Origin of the sequence: Chryseobacterium gleum, from assembly GCF_900636535.1 — a bacterium.
Classification (GTDB): Bacteria; Bacteroidota; Bacteroidia; order Flavobacteriales; family Weeksellaceae; genus Chryseobacterium; species Chryseobacterium gleum.
In genome coordinates, this window is sequence record NZ_LR134289.1 from 4,231,521 (window position 1) to 4,248,244 (window position 16,724).

13 protein-coding genes and 1 tRNA gene are annotated in these 16,724 nt (G+C 36.0%); 7 read left to right on the forward strand and 7 right to left on the reverse strand.

Annotated elements, in window-relative coordinates; all coding sequences use genetic code 11:
• The first annotated feature begins 5 nt into the window (after positions 1-5).
• From EL165_RS19275 to EL165_RS19285, 3 genes are all read left to right on the forward strand, one after another.
• On the forward strand, positions 6-224 hold the full coding sequence (locus EL165_RS19275; protein WP_002981727.1) for a hypothetical protein: 219 nt from the start codon (positions 6-8) through the stop codon (positions 222-224).
• Between the two features lie 61 nt (positions 225-285).
• On the forward strand, positions 286-1,578 hold the full coding sequence (locus EL165_RS19280; RefSeq protein WP_002981726.1) for a TlpA family protein disulfide reductase: 1,293 nt from the start codon (positions 286-288) through the stop codon (positions 1,576-1,578).
• Between the two features lie 44 nt (positions 1,579-1,622).
• Positions 1,623-1,696, forward strand: a tRNA-Met gene (locus EL165_RS19285).
• Between the two features lie 384 nt (positions 1,697-2,080).
• Here EL165_RS19285 and EL165_RS19290 read toward each other — a convergent pair.
• From EL165_RS19290 to EL165_RS19320, 7 genes are all read right to left on the reverse strand, one after another.
• Positions 2,081-3,379, reverse strand: coding sequence for an HlyD family secretion protein (locus EL165_RS19290; protein ID WP_002981725.1), 1,299 nt, complete (start codon positions 3,377-3,379; stop codon positions 2,081-2,083).
• A 310-nt stretch (positions 3,380-3,689) separates the two neighbouring features.
• Positions 3,690-5,885, reverse strand: a complete 2,196-nt coding sequence (locus tag EL165_RS19295; protein WP_002981723.1) for a peptidase domain-containing ABC transporter — start codon at positions 5,883-5,885, stop codon at positions 3,690-3,692.
• A 190-nt stretch (positions 5,886-6,075) separates the two neighbouring features.
• On the reverse strand, positions 6,076-7,590 hold the full coding sequence (locus tag EL165_RS19300) for a vitamin K epoxide reductase family protein (RefSeq protein WP_002981722.1): 1,515 nt from the start codon (positions 7,588-7,590) through the stop codon (positions 6,076-6,078).
• 699 nt (positions 7,591-8,289) lie between these two features.
• Complete coding sequence (locus EL165_RS19305) at positions 8,290-9,249, reverse strand: DUF3810 domain-containing protein (protein WP_081457792.1); 960 nt, start codon at positions 9,247-9,249, stop codon at positions 8,290-8,292.
• Positions 9,250-9,340: 91 nt separating this feature from the next.
• On the reverse strand, positions 9,341-10,786 hold the full coding sequence (locus tag EL165_RS19310) for an MFS transporter (protein ID WP_002981719.1): 1,446 nt from the start codon (positions 10,784-10,786) through the stop codon (positions 9,341-9,343).
• Between the two features lie 30 nt (positions 10,787-10,816).
• A complete protein-coding gene (locus EL165_RS19315) occupies positions 10,817-11,554 on the reverse strand; it encodes a lysophospholipid acyltransferase family protein (protein ID WP_002981718.1) in 738 nt (245 codons plus the stop codon).
• Positions 11,555-11,557: 3 nt separating this feature from the next.
• Positions 11,558-12,016: a GtrA family protein gene (locus tag EL165_RS19320; RefSeq protein ID WP_002981717.1), complete on the reverse strand. Its 459-nt coding sequence runs from the start codon at positions 12,014-12,016 to the stop codon at positions 11,558-11,560.
• Between the two features lie 471 nt (positions 12,017-12,487).
• Between EL165_RS19320 and EL165_RS26365 the strand changes: the two genes are divergently transcribed.
• The 4 genes from EL165_RS26365 (at position 12,488) to ruvA (ending at position 16,696) form a co-directional block, all read left to right on the forward strand.
• On the forward strand, positions 12,488-12,643 hold the full coding sequence (locus tag EL165_RS26365) for a hypothetical protein (protein ID WP_232529140.1): 156 nt from the start codon (positions 12,488-12,490) through the stop codon (positions 12,641-12,643).
• A gap of 84 nt (positions 12,644-12,727) precedes the next feature.
• Positions 12,728-13,579, forward strand: coding sequence for a BadF/BadG/BcrA/BcrD ATPase family protein (locus EL165_RS19330; RefSeq protein WP_002981715.1), 852 nt, complete (start codon positions 12,728-12,730; stop codon positions 13,577-13,579).
• Positions 13,580-13,595: 16 nt separating this feature from the next.
• Complete coding sequence (locus tag EL165_RS19335) at positions 13,596-15,884, forward strand: NADP-dependent malic enzyme (protein WP_002981714.1); 2,289 nt, start codon at positions 13,596-13,598, stop codon at positions 15,882-15,884.
• A gap of 227 nt (positions 15,885-16,111) precedes the next feature.
• Positions 16,112-16,696: a Holliday junction branch migration protein RuvA gene (gene ruvA, locus EL165_RS19340; RefSeq protein WP_002981713.1), complete on the forward strand. Its 585-nt coding sequence runs from the start codon at positions 16,112-16,114 to the stop codon at positions 16,694-16,696.
• Positions 16,697-16,724: the final 28 nt, after the last annotated feature.

Here is a 16,724-nt window from a genome sequence, read left to right on the forward strand (position 1 = left end):
ACCACATGAAAACTATTAATAAACTAGTCCTGGCGTTTTTTCTCTTTGCTATATCTCTAGTAAATGCAGCTCCACCAATTCCGGGAGGAGGAGGAAACGGGGGAAATGGTACCGGATCACCATCACCAGCCTCACCAATTGATATGTATGTATATGTACTTGGTATCGTAGCAATTGTATTTATTGTCTACTTTACAAAAAAGTACAAAAGCGTAAAAGCATAAAATTTTATTAAAATAATATTAAACTCTCTGATTACTCAGGGAGTTTTTTTATTTTTACTCTATGAAAAAAATTTATACGCTATCTGCGGTTTTAGCTGCATTTGCTTTGCAGGCTCAATTTACGGTCACAATCCAGACTCCTGCAGATTTTAAAGATCAGGACGCAATTCTATATACATTAAACGGCTCAAAAGATATTATTGTTACTAAAGAACAAAGTAAGAATGGTACGTGGACTTTTAAATATCCGGGTAACTACATGGGGATGATGAAAGTTTATTTTCCCGGTTCTAACAATACGGTAAGCTTTATTTCTGAGAATAAGAACGTAAACTTTAAACTGGATGTCCAGAATAATAAAGTTAAAGATGTTATTTATCTTGATGAGGCAAATAGCCTGATGAGCAAACAGCAGGAAGGTTCACAAAAGAAAGAGCTTATTTTGCCGGCTTTAACACAAATCAAAGAATACTATAAAGACAATACGGACTTTGGAAAAGCCCTGAAAACCGAAATTGACAGGCTTTCCGGGACTTCAAGCACTATTGATGCAGCACAACATCCGTTTATTGCTTATTATAATACGAACTACAGTAAATTTATTTCTAACTCACCAGATTCAGTCAAAAAAGTAGATCAGGAAGAGATCATCAACTTTCTGGACAAATCAGGAGATATGCTTGAAAGCTCATCATTATTGAGACCGGTTTTGGTGGCTTATCTTAACGCAGGAGGAAATACAAATGTTACAGCTTCTGTTGATAAGCTTTTAGACCGTTTAAAAGTAGAGACGCCAAGAGGGCAAACCGTATTATCCGAATTGATTGATATCTTTGATGCATATCAGATGGATGAGTACAAGAGCAAATATTTGTCTCTTGCTAAAAATCTTAAATGTACCATTACTGACAGGCTTGCTTCTACCTTAAAATCGAATGCAAACACTGAAATAGGAGCTGTTTTCCCTAATTATAAGTTTCAGTCAGCTGTGAATACCACCGCAAAATCTTTACATGATATAAAAGCAGATAAGAAGGTTATCGTATTCTGGTCATCCACCTGTTCACATTGTGAAACTGAGCTTCCTAAGCTTCTTGAAAAATACAATGATCTTAAATCAAAAAATATTCAGGTTGTAGGATTGTCTTTAGATGTGGATAAGAATTCTTATACCAAAAAGATTGCCGCATTTCCATGGGTGAATGACTCGGAATTGAGAGGATGGAACAGCAGTTATACAGATACGTACAATATTCATGCAACTCCGACGTATTTTATTTTAGATGCTAACAATAAGATAATCAGCAAACCAGATCATGTTGGTGATGTTTTGGAATATTTTAAGGTAAAATAATTTTGGAGGTAAAGAAATATTTTCTATATTTGCACCACCAAAACGGCGAGGTAGCTCAGTTGGTTAGAGCGCAGGATTCATAACCCTGAGGTCACGGGTTCAATTCCCGTCTTCGCTACAATAAACCGCAATCATTGATTTAATGATTGCGGTTTTTAATTTTAAAAGTATCATAACTGTATCTTTTAATTCTTCTAAAAGATTTCCTTTTTTAAATATTTTGGCTTCTTAGAATAAAATCCAGGGAATATCCGTTGTTTATTTTTGTTACAGTTTTATGCATTAACTATGTACAGCTATTTCCTCATATTCGCTTTTCTATAGCTTATTTTTGGAATATCTGGATTTTCATGATAGAAGATATTTCATTGAGTCGGATAATGCGTGTAATGGCTTGTTTAAACAATCGACGGTAATTTTCAGTATCTGTAGTAATTAAAATATAAAGTAAGAGCCGTTCTGCAATTTGCAGAACGGCTCTTACCTTTTTCCTATTGGTTTATTAAAGCTGATATCCAAGGAGTTTTCTGATCTGATAGAAAAATCTTTCAATCAGTCGCAGGTCTTGTGTCACGATCTCTGCACTGCCCCGGAGTTCTTTATCAAACGTGAGTGTTTTGTTATAACTTGTTTTTAATCCTTTTGGTAAAATAACGTCTACATAATAATTCCCTTTTTCATCAGGAATAAGAGAGATATTCTGTACTTTTCCTTCAATGATACCATATTCCTGGAATCGATAATTGTCCAGTTTGATCAGTACTTTTTCACCCGGAGTTATTTTTCCTGAGTTTGTTGTAGGAACAGACATTCTGCCTACCAACTGCTCTTTATTTTTAGGAAGAATAGAAAGGATAGGTTCACCTACCTTTACGAACTGATTCTCGCCGAAAAACTGCTGAAAACTGGCAACACCATCTGTGGATGAGATCACCAGATAGTTCAGTTCCCACTGTTTTAACGATTTTCTCAGCTGTTCAAGAAGTTGTAAAGTCTGTGAAGAGTATGTAATTCTGTCTTTTTCTGTATTAATGGCAGTTCCGCTTTTGGTTTTATTCAGGTTGGAGATCCCTTCATCCATTTGTGATATGGAGATTTTAATATTCTCAAGGTTTTGCTGAGCCTGAAGATATTTGATCTTTTCATTTTCAAGTTCCATCGCTGAAATAACACCCTGGTTGAATAGCTCCTGAGATCTGTTGAAGTTTTTCTTAGTCAGGTCATATTTAATGGATTCAAGGTTTTTCTGCTGCTTTAAAGTAGCAATTCTCACTCTATATTCAGAAATACTTTGGTTGGCAGCGAGGTTTTCAGGCGCATAAGGTTGTAACCTTGTAAAGAGTGCTTCATCCTGAAATGCTTTGGCAAAACTGTTATATTCACCCTGTAGTTCACCCAGTTTAAACCTTGAAGCCTGGGCAATAGGGAAGGTGTATAATTTATCAGGTGTAATAGAATCCACCAGTTTTTTCAGCTCTAAAATATCCTTATAATTGGCTGCAGACTGCATCACCATCAGTACATCATTCTTTTTAACTTCCTGGTGGTCTTTTATGAATATTTTTTCAATTTTAGAACTGGTCCTTGCTTCTATTTTCTCAGGAGGATTCTGAGAAGTTACAATAATAGGAGCAGGTACAAATTCCGGATATTTTATAATGTAGCTCATCAGAAGGATAAGCAGGAGAATAACAAATATAACGGTATTTCCCCAGCGGATCATCCAATGCGGAGGCTGGGTAAGAATATCCTGTACGCTTTCTGAGCGGAGTTCAATATTGTCTAAAACGTCTTCTTTCATTGTTCTGAGGTAAATTTCCCCCAATATTTCAGGGGGAATATAATTTAAATAATTGGGCAGTTCCCGTCATACCATGATGGTGGCGAAGTGTCTGCATCCGGCGGGCATTCAAAATGCTTTATGTGGCATGGTACCCAGCTGCCAAGACACCACGATCCACAGCAGTTGTTGTCCGGAATGATAACACCGCCGCTGACAAATGTCAAATCTTTTCTCGAAAGTTTTTTAAGATTTTTCATAATTAATATTAGTTTTTATTTTTCCTACTCTGTAAGCTTTTCGGATTCCGCTATAGGTGACTTTATCTTATTTAATTTCCTAATTCAAGCTGGTTTCTTACCAGTCTGTAATATTCTCCTCTTAAATCTACCAGCTCAGCGTGGCTTCCTTCTTCTACCACCCTTCCCTGATCAAGCACAATAATCTTATCGGCATGCCTTACTGTGGAGAGTCTGTGGGCAATAACTACAGCCGTTTTGCCTTTGAAGAACTGTTCAAGATTTTCCATAATCACTTTTTCATTGTTGGCATCCAGTGCAGAAGTAGCTTCATCAAATAAAATGTATTCCGGAGCTTTATAAACAGCCCTTGCAATGAATAACCTTTGCTTCTGGCCACCGCTGACTCCCACACCTTCATTCCCGATTTTCGTATTATAACTCAATGGAAGACTTTCTATGAATTCTTTGATATTGGCAATTTCTACGGCGCGTCTTAATTTTTGCTTATCAATATGATCTTCACCAACAGCAATGTTGTTGGCAATAGTATCATTGAATACATAACCTTCCTGCATTACTACTCCGCAGTGATCTCTCCAGTATCTCGGGGAAATATTTTTCATATTGGTATTCCCGATTCTGATTTCACCCTGGTCAGGATCATAGAACTTCATCAACAGTTTCAATAAAGTTGTTTTTCCGCTTCCGCTGGCGCCTACAATAGCAGTTGTCTGCTGATAAGGTATCGTAAGATTTAAGTTTTCAAAAACAGGAACATCGGAACCGATGTATCTGAACGACATATCTTTGATTTCAATATCTTTTTTCGGGATATCCATAACGTATTGTTCATTCTTATCTTCTTCATCATCTTTATCATGGATTTCGCCCAATCTTTCAAGGGAAATTTTAGCATCCTGAGTCTGTTTGATAAAATCGATAAGCTGAAGAAGCGGACTGTTCAGCTGCCCAATGATATATTGAACGGAAAGCATCATCCCTAAGGTAAGATTTCCGCTTAACACAAGTTTTGCAGAAAGGAAACTTACCAGAATATCTTTCATCTGGTTAATAAAGTTACCTCCCACGGATTGCCATTGCTCCAGTGAAAGAGATTTTATCCGGATTTTAAACAGTTTTACCTGAAGAAATTCCCAATCCCATCGTTTTTGTTTTTCGGCATTATGCATTTTAATTTCCTGCATACCGTTGATGAGCTCGATCACTTTACTCTGCTCCTGAGATACCTGGGAGAATCTTTTATAATCGAGTTCTTTTCTTTTTTTCAGGAAGAAACTGATCCAGCCAACATATAATACAGCTCCTACAAGGTAAACAAGGAAAAGCCTGTAATCATAAAATAACAATACAATACTGAAAATAATAAGATTGACCAGTGAGAATAAAGTATTCAGTGAAGAACTTGTAAGAAGCTGTTCAATTCTGTGGTGGTCATTTATTCGCTGCATGATATCTCCAGTCATCCTTGTATCAAAGAAACTTATAGGAAGTTTCATGAGTTTGATAAAGAAATCGGAGATGATGGAAATATTGATTCTTGCGGAAAGGTGAAGAAGAATCCAGCTTCGGATAGTCTCAATTCCCATTCTTCCCAGGAATAGCATGATCTGTGCAAGTAAAACCACATAGATAAAATTAATATCCTGGTTCTGGATTCCGACGTCTACTATACTTTGGGTCAGAAACGGAAATATCAGGGAAAGTAAACTTCCTCCCAAAAGCCCGATAGCAAGCTGAATGACAAGTGTTTTATACTTAAGAAGATATTTGGAAAGGAATGTAAAACTTGCCTTACTTTCTTCAGCATCAAATTCTGTCTGGAAGAATGCCGGAGTTGTTTCAAGGATAAGAACAATTCCTTCTTCTGTATTTTCATTTGCATTTTCTCCGATCCAGGATCTGATGAACTCTTCCCGTGTGTAAGTGATGAGTCCGTAACTGGGATCTGAAATATATACTTTATTATTCTTATCAATTTTATATACGACAACAAAATGATTTTTATTCCAGTGTGCTATACAAGGAAAAGGAACCTCTTCTGTAAGGGTATTGAAATCGATCTGGACTCCCATTGACCTGAATCCAAGGTTTTCTGCCGCATCACTCAGTCCAAGAAGGCTGCTTCCTTCACGCGTTGTCTCGGAAAGGTTACGAATCTGCTGCAGGGATATGCTTTTACCATAATACTTACTTACAATCCTGAGGCATGTAGGGCCGCAGTCTTTGGTATCTGGCTGCTTATAAAAAGGAAACTTTTTTTTCAAAACTACTACTCATTATAAAATGCCGCCGGTGAATGGCGACATTTTTGCTTTAATTCAATTATAATTCAATGAAATGGTACACTGGAAATAGTCCCATTTGTCACCGTTTTTCTACTCTTTTACATCTTTTCAGATGGTTATTTTGTTTTTCCTAAGATAGTGAAATTTTCAAATGCATAAAATTTAATTACTAAATCTCATCATCCTCTATTAATTCATCAATAAAGAATAAAATATCTTCACGATCATACTTGTCTGGAAACTGATATCCGTTGATAATAAAGATAGGGGTAAAGCTTAATCCTGCATTACTGTTTTCCTTAGACATTTCTACTAATGGGTTCAGATTTTCGGATGTTACTTTTTCTCCTGCAAGAGCATTAATTTTATTTTCATCTTTGGTTTCAAACCATTCTTCTACCGCATGTAAAAACTCGTTTTCAGGTTTGTTATGATAAATATGAGTTAAGTCTGAAATAAGCTGAGTATATTTTTCAGGAGCTCTGTCAGGACTGTAATTGAATCTCATCTGCAACGAGAGATTATCTGGATATTTCTCCAAAAGGCCTTCTACCAGTTTATGAGCATCTTTACAGAAACCACAATATGGATTGGAAACAATTGATATGCGAAGTTTGGAATCTCTTTTTCCAACAGCAAAGGTTTCGGTATCCTGGAATTCTATTTTTGGATTTTGCATCATTTGATCTTTGAAAAGCTCATAATTTCTTTTGAATCTGAGATTTTTCGCATTCGATTTTTGAAGCGCTTCTTTTTGCTCAAGAAGAGTGTTGAAATAAATAACAGCAGAGAAAACAAGCGCCCACAGGATAACTGTCAGTAAAAGTGCTCCCACACTGAAAGAAAGGTTATCAAAAAGTAAACTGCTTATTACAATTTGCCCTGCAAGGATTGAAATAATTAACAGGCATACTCTACAAAATGTTTTTTCTACAAATGCCTGGATATATAATGAATACCCGATTGCAAGTACAGAAACGAATGTAAATCCTTTTACAATATAAGCTGTAGCCGGTAAGAATAAACCCAATACTGTAAGTCCTGTGAAATAAATCAGGGAAAAGTCCGCGAATTTTAAGCCTAAAATGCTTGTTTTATCCTGTTTTATAATCTTATCACACGAGTTGGCTGTCTGGCTGGCAGCAGTATTTCCGCCTCCGCATATACTTCCGATAACGGTAGATGTATTTCCAAATTTCTGGTTGAAAATTTCCAGAGAAATATAAACTCCGGCTAACGAAAGAAGATTGAATACGGCCGCATAAATGGTTTGACTTATAAATGAATAAGCAAGAACAACAGCGAAAATAATGTACAGAACCGGTTTGAAATTGAATGTCAGTTTGTTTTCTGCATTCTCCGTTTTCTCAAACAGAAGTACAAAGTCGGTTGATTTATTATAAAGCTCTTCTTTTCCAAAGGTCTTTGCTTTCTCAGAATATACTGAATAATTGTTTCCTGACTTTTTTACAAGGGAAAATGAATTTTCAACAATAGCGATAAATTCTTCCGGAAGTTCGTCCCAATATTCTTTGTCAAGTTCATAGGCGTCATTTTTTACCCCCATAAAGTTCAGCGTATCACTGAATGCCAATGCAGATGGGTAATTGGGATGTGAGTTGAACTGGAAAATAAATTCCTGTTTATCTAGTTTAAGGTGGTTAATTAGTTTGTCAAAAATCATATTAATATTTTTATCTAAAATACACAGATGTTTTAAATATACAAAAAAAAATCTCCTTTATTAGTGAGATATAAACGATTGTTGTTGGATTTTATTTGATCCTCAGTATTTTATTTTCTATAATGTATTGTTAGAATCATGTTTTTTTATCTCTTCTCAGAAATAATTTCCGGATATGATCCTGTAGAAAATAAGGTTTGATAATGAGTAGCGGATCTCAATTGCATAAAATATAAATTCTTAGTTTGGGACAATAAACAGAATGGATATAAAACTCCATTCGTTTTTATATTCACAATTTCCAGAATTTTAGAATCGCAATTTTTAGAGATATCATATCATAATACAGCAATAACTCCAATTTTTAAATGAGAAAAACCTGATAGAAAACGAATATTTTTTATTTAAACATTTGTTTAGATTTTTGAGTATTTAATAGCCTGTATGTGCTTTTAATGCTGTTTTGGCTGTAAATAAAGATGTTTGATTTAATTTGTGACAAGAACATATAAACTCAAAAAAACTTAAAAAATCATAAAGTTTTCATAAAGTTTTAAAAAAGGACGGAATTTTTTTTGTATTTATAAAATATGTCGTACTTTTACATCGCCTTGAATGAGGGAACAAGTCAAGGTAATAAATTTTTTTTCATCATTTGTGTTTTTAGAATCGTATCGCCTGATACGATTCTTTTTTTATCTATTTTTCATAGTTTAGGAGAAGATCTATAAAGTAAGAATACGTAACAGCGCCTTCCTGCTGATTACTTTTCAGAAACAGATTATTAGTAAATCCAAAGAAGTCATCCAGCCAGCCCTGATGGCGATAAATAAAGCTCTTTTCATAAGCACGGTCTCTTTGCATAGCCGGAGAATAGTGATGAAGAATATTCTTTACAAACTCAGGATCTTCCTCCACAATGAATCTTAAAAGACTTTTTAAAGTGAAAAACTCCGTACTGTATCTCAGTTCCGGATTGCTGGAATGAATTCCTATTAAATATCCCACAAAATTAGCCTCCTGTTCTCTGGCAAATCCCAGTTGGTGAGAACTTTCATGAGCAGTGGTGAAGGGGATAAAAGTGTGAGGCAGTTCAGAGTTATACTGGGCTTCGGCAGTAAAAGGATTGTAGTATCCGAGTATTCCCGTGAAGTTCATTACATTTTTGAACAAGCTGGGTTTAATATTTAAAATCTGAGGCGCTTTTTTATTGGAAATATAAGAAGGTAATTTTGCTTGTTGATGCAGGATTTCCTTTTGTATAGAGGTCAAGTCTGTGATCATAAAGACACCTTTATTATCTTCATGAACAGATTGTCTGGTAACCTTACACTTTTCAAGATAAATAAGAGCCAGTTTTTTTGCCTTGTTCACATTAGGCTCATCCTGGCTTAAGAGCTTTTTAATAACAGGAGTCTGGAAATACAGCATTCCCCAAAACACCTGATAAGTGAAATAAAAAGCATTAATGAAGATGAGGATTTTCATCATCGCTTCATGCCTCCGCTGCTTCCTGAATAAAGCTATAACCCAATATAAAAGAAAAATGCTTACTACAATATAAATCAAATCTCCAACAGAAAACGAAATCCAGCTGAACAACACCTGGTGGATTCCTTTTTGAAGTTCAAAAAAACTTTCAAAAAAAGAAACCATCATTTTGGATTTAGAGAAACCATAAAATAAAAGAAATTGGGCAAGTAATACACCTGCCCAAAATCTTTTCTTCTTATATATTGTTTTTGTTATATTAATGACCACTGCCTTTAGATATTTTATCAAGATCAATGCCCTGAGCTTTTAAGATTCCACTCACACGGATCGCATAGAATGCAAGATAAGCAAAACAAATAACCCCCACGATATAACTGAAGTGAATATTTGTGATATCTGCAATATACCCTTGTAATATACTTACGATTCCGCCTCCCATAATCATCATAATAAGGAATCCGGATCCCTGGTTGGTATACTTTCCAAGTCCGTTGATTGCCAATGCAAAGATACATGGCCACAGAGTAGAACAGAAAAGACCTACACTGGTAAATGCATACACAGATATCATTCCTGTAGTGAACATTCCTATAAGCAGAGCTGTAATTCCTGCTAAAGAGAAGATTAAAAGCATCCTTGCCGGGTTTCCTTTACTTAAAATATCACAGATAATCATAGCAACAATGATAAATCCATATACATAGAAAGGAGAAAGATCATGGTTGGCAATAGCGTTTACCAATAAAAATACGCCGAACGCCAGATAAGGAGCCAGGAATCTTAAGATTTTTTTGAAACCTGCATTCACATCAAATGCTTCTACAGCACCTGTCCAACGGCCAATCATTAATGACGCCCAATACAACGAAATATAAGGAGCTACTTCTTTCGTTTCAAATCCAAGGCTTTTTTCCATATAAGCAGGAAGGTTACTTGCTGTAGAAACCTCTACTCCTACATACACGAAGATGGCGATCATTCCCATAACCAATTGAGGATACTGGAATGCAGAAGTTCTGTGTTCTCCCGGAATTACATCATCCGTATTCTCAGTGTTGGTTGGAGTGATTGCAGGAAGTGATGAAAATTTAAGCATTAAAGCCACAAGCGCAAAAGCTGCTCCCAGTATTAGATAAGGTATTTTTACACTTTCCACACTCGCTTCCGTATTGGCAGCACTTGCAGAACCAAAGATGGCAAACGAAACAATAAGTGGTCCGATAGTAGTTCCTAAGTTATTGATTCCTCCCGCCATTGTTAACCTTTGTGATCCTGTTTCCGTAGGACCTACCTCAATAGCGAGTGGATTGGCAACAATCTGCTGAAGAGAGAATCCTAAACCTACAATAAATAATCCGGAGATCATTAAAGGAAAAGAATGCATATTGGCAGCAGGGTAGAACAACAGTGTTCCCAGTGCAGAAATCAAAAGTCCTACAATAAGACCGTTTTTGTATCCGATTTTGTTGATCAGGTCCTGTTTCAGACTCTTGGATACAATCATATAAATTAAGGATCCTACAGTATACGCTACATAAAAGCATATCTGGACCAGCATACTTTCAGTTTGAGATAGATTGAAGGCTTTTTGAAAAACCGGGATCAGAATATCATTGCTGGCTGCTACAAATCCCCAAAAGAAGAATACAGTAACCAACGGAATGAATTGGGCCCAATTGGTTTGCTTAGAATAATTTGACATATTTATTATAGATTTCACAAACAAATATAACTATTTACTTTCAACGGAATACCTGATTAAGGTTTTTTTTATTTCCTCATAAGCCTCTGCCTTCAGGTCTTTGGGCGAATCAGTAGGTTCAATAATTCCATTGAAATAAACCTTTACTCTTCCGGGATAGCCTTTTGAGTTTTCAAAAGGAAACATTTCCTTGAGTCCGATAAAGGTATAAACAGCAATAGGGGAGTGATGTTTTGAGGACAGCATAAAAGCTCCGTCCTTAAAATCATCCAGGATAACAGAAGTATCATCGGGTACGCCGCCTTCCGGAAAAATGGCAATGCTGTTACCTTCTTCCATTTTTTCAGCACATCTGCGGTACACATCAGCACGGCTTCGCGCACTTGCCCTGTCTACCATGACACATATCCTTTTATATATAGTTCCGAAAATCGGAATCTTTACCAGTTCTTTTTTACCTACAAAACAAATCGGATGATCAGGAAACAAAATGCAGACAAGCATAATATCCATGATAGAGGTGTGGTTAGAGATAAAAACGTATGGTATATTTTTATCTTTTTCCTGGGTGGAGAGCTTAATAAGGTCATACCGGAAACCCATTCCGTAGAACATTCCGAAACACCAGAGCCTGACAAGCTTATAACCGTATTTATAATGTTTTTTATTAAAAGATAAAATATATACCGGGATTCCGAGTGTAACGGTCAGAAAAAATGCCAGCAGCAGCAACCAGAATCTCCAGAGATAGTTTAAAATTTTTGTCACAGCCTAACCGTTAAAAATTACTTTCTTTTTAATTGAATAATTCAGAATGGACACCAGCAATATTGCAGCAATTTTACTGATCATTTCCGGGCTCAAGGTATAAAAAAATAAATTGATATTATCTTTAAATATGAAACTGTAGAAAATCTGGAAAAATCCTAAGCTGAGCATTGTCGAAAAAAAGGATACTATCATAAAGTAAGCAAACTCTTTTCTCTTCGAATGCTTTCCTCTTTCAAATACAAACCATATACTCAGAAAATAATTGGTAATAATCCCGCAGCTGGTAGAGAAAATATTACTCAGAGGATAATGCACACCATAAAAGTTGGTTTCTTTTACAATGAAGTGCGGAAGATAAGTGCTGAAAATTTTAAAGCTGCCTATCTCTACAATAGCACTCAGTCCTCCTGCAATGATGAAGAACAAAACCTGCTTCTGGCGTAAGAGTATTTCTTTCATTTAATGATTATAAAACTAAACATGTTTGTACATATTGTATAGCGTACTGAAATGAGATACTTCTCAGCAGATAAACATCTTACGGATTCCTGCCTTGCCATAATGGTTTTATAGTACCCAAAATTATACGGCCCCACAATATGAATATGCAAATTTATAACTATATGTTAAACACTGAAAAAAGTTGTTAAAATATTTTTTTTAATAAAAAATATGTCTAATTTTAATATTCAGAATGATGTAATTAAGACCTGATAATAAATTCATTTTCAACGCCTTGTGTTGATGGTTTTTTCTATCTTGTAGTGTGCAGCTAAGAGCATATCCTCCTACATTTTATGACCCAATTATTAATAATATTTGTATGAAACGTCAAAACAAATACAGAAAATTCCAGCTTCAACAGAAAATATTGAGGCTCTTGAAAAAGAAAATTCCCGCTTCAAAAGAGTGTATTCCGAATATGAAAATATGTCAAACGAATTGTGGAATCTTGAAAACTCCACTGGTGAGCCGGTACCTGATGATTTTATCAATGCGATGGAATTGCAGACTTCCTATCTTGAAGATGAAATAGAAGATTGGCTTTTACAATTCAATGAAAAAAAAACACAAATCAAGCATTAATGATTTTAGACAGCTTCCAGGTTGTTTTAAATGCTAATTGAAGATAAATTCATAATTTAGCATCCTTAAATTAAAATCTAAAATATGGTTGCTATTGTAGATAGTGGTTCTACTAAAACGGATTGGGTAATTCTTGATGACTTTAAAAAAGTTTTTCTGAAAACAGAAACAATCGGTTTCAATCCGAATTTTATCAACAGGGAGCTTATTGCTCCGGAAATCCAGAAAAATAGCAATCTGATATCGGTTAAAAATTCAATTACCAAAGTATTTTTTTATGGTTCAGGATGCGGGGTGAAAAAAAACTGCGAAACCATAGAGGAAGAACTGAAAAAAGTTTTTGGAAAAGCAGAGATTATTGTGAAGGAAGATCTGATGGCTGCTGCGTATGCGGCTTACAGCGGAAAACCTGCTATCGTGTGCATCTTGGGCACAGGGTCAAATTCCTGTTTTTTTGACGGTAAAAATGTAAAGATAGAATTACCTTCACTCGGATTCCTGATAGGGGATGAGGGAAGCGGAAGCGCTATCGGAAAGCAGCTGGTGCGCAGATATTTTATGAAAAAGCTGCCTGCAGACCTTCATAAAGAATTTGAAGCAGACTATCAGCTTACAGTGGAGGATGCATTGAAAAACATGTACCATACCCCAAGACCCAATGCTTATCTGGCAAATTTTACCAAATTTGTAATCGAAAGAAAAGATCATCCTTACTTCAGGGATATGGTTTTTGACGAAATGAAGAATTTCTTCGAATACCAGGTTCTCCCTTATGAGGAAGCGTATGAAGCTGAGATTAATTTCATCGGCTCCATCGCTTATTATTATGAAAATACACTACGTTCTGTAGCAACAGAACTTAATTTAAATGTGGGACATGTAGTTCAGAAACCAATTGAAAGTTTAGTAGATTACCACATTAAATATATACTTTAACAAAAAACAAAATTTTATGTCAAGTAACAACAATCGTGACGAAAAGAACTTTAGCCAGGCCGCACTGGATTATCATAAAGCAGAACCCAAAGGAAAAATTGAAGTAATACCATCAAAGCCGCACTCTTCCCAAAGAGATCTGTCATTGGCATATTCTCCTGGAGTAGCAGTACCTTGTATGGAAATTCATGATAAGCCGGAAACAGTTTATGATTACACAGGAAAAGGAAATCTGGTAGCAGTAATTTCTAACGGTACTGCCGTACTTGGATTGGGAGATATCGGTGCTGAAGCTTCAAAACCGGTAATGGAAGGGAAAGGACTTTTGTTCAAGATCTTTGCAGATATCAACGTTTTTGATATTGAGATTGATGAAAAGGATCCGGATAAATTTATTGAAATCGTGAAAGGGATTGCTCCTACTTTCGGAGGAATTAACCTTGAAGATATTAAAGCTCCCGAAGCTTTTTATATAGAACAAAGACTGAAAGAGGAATTGAATATTCCTTTGATGCATGACGACCAGCACGGAACAGCCATTATCTCAGCTGCTGCATTGATCAACTCTCTGCAGATTGCTAACAAGGATATTGATAAAGTGAAAATGGTGGTAAACGGAGCGGGTGCTGCAGCTATTGCATGTACTAAGCTTTATATTTCATTAGGATTGAAAAAAGAAAACGTCCTGATGTGCGACAGTAAGGGAGTAATCAACCATAAAAGAGAAAACCTTACTCCTGAAAAACTGGATTTTATCGCTCAGACTGATATCGAAACATTGGAAGATGCTGTAAAAGGATCTGATGTTTTTGTTGGATTATCAAAAGGAAACGTAATGACTCCTGAAATGCTGTTAAGCATGAACGATAATCCTATCGTATTTGCTTTGGCTAATCCTGATCCGGAAATTGCTTACGATCTTGCAATTGAAACCCGTAAAGATGTGATCATGGCTACAGGAAGAAGTGATTATCCTAACCAGGTTAATAACGTACTGGGATTCCCTTACATTTTCCGTGGTGCATTGGATGTACAGGCAACAGGAATTAATGAAGCCATGAAACTGGCTGCGGTACATGCCATTGCTGACCTTGCAAAAGAACCGGTGCCGGAAGCTGTAATCTTAGCATATAACGTTCAGAACCTTCAGTTTGGAAGAGAATACTTTATTCCGAAACCATTTGATAACAGATTGATCACAAAAGTATCAAGCGCTGTGGCAAAAGCAGCTATTGAAAGTGGTGTTGCCAGAAAAACCATTACGGATTTTGATGAATATGAGCACCAGCTTTTAGACAGAATGGGCAGAGATGAAAGATTGGTAAGAATGATGCAGAGCCGTGCGAAATCCAATCCGAAAAGAATCACCCTTGGAAACGCTGAAGAATACAATGTATTGAAAGCTGCTCAGATCCTTTGTGAAGAAGGAATTGCATACCCAAGCCTTTTAGGGGATAAAAAGTACATCAAGGAACAGATGGAACGTTACGGAATTACTCTGGATGTCCCTATCATTGATCCAAGTGATGATGATCAGAAAGAAAATAGAAAAAAATACAGAGAAACCCTTTGGAAGCTTCGTCAGAGAAAAGGAATGAACGAGTACAAAGCGAAGAGATATGTTCGTCAGAGAGATTATTTCGGACCTTTGATGCTGAAGCATGGAGATACTGACGGACTTATCGTAGGATTCTCTAAAAATTATACTTCCGTTTTACGTCCTGTTTTAGAAGTTATTGAAAAAGATAAAGGCGTAGACAAAGTAGCGGCAATGATGATGATCCTGTCTGAAAAGAAACCTATTTTCTTTGCAGATACTTCCATCAACCAGAACCCTACAGCTGAAGACCTGGTGAATATTGCTAAAATGGCAGAATTTACAGTAAAATCTTTTGCTATTGAACCAAGAATCGCAATGCTTGGATTTGAAAATTTTGCTGCTATCTCTGAAACTTCCAAGAAAGTTGCGAAAGCAGTAGGAATCCTTCATGAAAAATATCCTAAAATGGTTGTGGATGGTGAAATTCAGCCTGATTTTGCAATGAATGCAGACCACCTGAGTGATTATCCATTCTCAAAATTAGGAACAACTCCGGCCAATACATTCATCTTCCCGAACCTTGAAAGTGCCAACCTTTCTTATAAAATCCTGAGAGGTATGAAGGTAGCACAGGTAATCGGACCTATCTTAATGGGATTAAAACAACCGGTACATGTACTTCAGATGCGTTCAAGCGTAGATGAAATTGTAAACCTTGCTACCATTGCCGTTCTTGATGCTCAAAGAAGAGAAAAAAAATCGTAATATAGAATGAGTGGCATAACTGGAAACAGTAATTCATCTTTCTTATTTAAAAAATGACACTGTAAACAGTGTTCCAGATAGTAAAAAGACTCCATATTTTGGAGTCTTTTGTTTTTCTGTTAATTCCTTGAATTCTTATTTGAAATTTAAGTTAAAAATCATTCTCAGATCAAATGAAAACATTAATTAGTTTAAATTGCTATATTTGGGAGTTTTAAAAATTAATAATGATATTTTCTTTACAAGGCATAGTTCAGGAACTTACACCTACCTACGCTGTCATCAATGTGCAAGGAGTTGGTTACTATGTGGGAATCAGTTTGATGACCTCACAGACGTTGGTTTTGAATCAGCAGACCTTTTTATTTATTCAGCAGATCATTCGTGAGGATGCTCATCTTCTCTTTGGATTTAACACACGTTCAGAAAAAGAAATGTTTAATCTGTTAATAAGTGTTAATGGAGTGGGGGCTGTCTCAGCACTTATACTTTTGTCAACTTTGAGCCTGGATGAGATTGCTTCAGCCATACTTTCAGGAAACAGTGCATTGATCCAGAAAGCTAAAGGAATCGGGGCAAAAACTGCGGAAAGAATTATCGTAGATCTTAAAGATAAAGTGCAGAAATACAGTGATCCTAACGCGAATATTTCTGTGATGGTAGATAATAAAATTAAGGAAGAATCGTTATCTGCATTAGAAGTTTTAGGCATTCCTAAACGAACCAGTGAGAAGATTGCGGATAAAATTATAAAACAAAATCCAAGCATCTCGGTAGAAGAATTGGTAAAACAAATCTTAAAAAACATTTAACATTTGGTGGCGAATATTAAGCATCTTA

What these genes read in the sequence shown, in the direction of transcription:
- EL165_RS19305 (WP_081457792.1), bottom strand. Translation starts at nt 9,249, where the DNA reads ATGATGGTTTCTTTTTTTGAAAGTTTTTTTGAACTTCAAAAAGGAATC.
- EL165_RS19320 (WP_002981717.1), bottom strand. Translation starts at nt 12,016, where the DNA reads ATGAAAGAAATACTCTTACGCCAGAAGCAGGTTTTGTTCTTCATCATT.
- EL165_RS19275 (WP_002981727.1), top strand. Translation starts at nt 6, where the DNA reads ATGAAAACTATTAATAAACTAGTCCTGGCGTTTTTTCTCTTTGCTATA.
- EL165_RS19330 (WP_002981715.1), top strand. Translation starts at nt 12,728, where the DNA reads ATGGTTGCTATTGTAGATAGTGGTTCTACTAAAACGGATTGGGTAATT.
- EL165_RS19300 (WP_002981722.1), bottom strand. Translation starts at nt 7,590, where the DNA reads ATGATTTTTGACAAACTAATTAACCACCTTAAACTAGATAAACAGGAA.
- EL165_RS19290 (WP_002981725.1), bottom strand. Translation starts at nt 3,379, where the DNA reads ATGAAAGAAGACGTTTTAGACAATATTGAACTCCGCTCAGAAAGCGTA.
- ruvA (WP_002981713.1), top strand. Translation starts at nt 16,112, where the DNA reads ATGATATTTTCTTTACAAGGCATAGTTCAGGAACTTACACCTACCTAC.
- EL165_RS19310 (WP_002981719.1), bottom strand. Translation starts at nt 10,786, where the DNA reads ATGTCAAATTATTCTAAGCAAACCAATTGGGCCCAATTCATTCCGTTG.
- EL165_RS19280 (WP_002981726.1), top strand. Translation starts at nt 286, where the DNA reads ATGAAAAAAATTTATACGCTATCTGCGGTTTTAGCTGCATTTGCTTTG.
- EL165_RS26365 (WP_232529140.1), top strand. Translation starts at nt 12,488, where the DNA reads ATGTCAAACGAATTGTGGAATCTTGAAAACTCCACTGGTGAGCCGGTA.
- EL165_RS19335 (WP_002981714.1), top strand. Translation starts at nt 13,596, where the DNA reads ATGTCAAGTAACAACAATCGTGACGAAAAGAACTTTAGCCAGGCCGCA.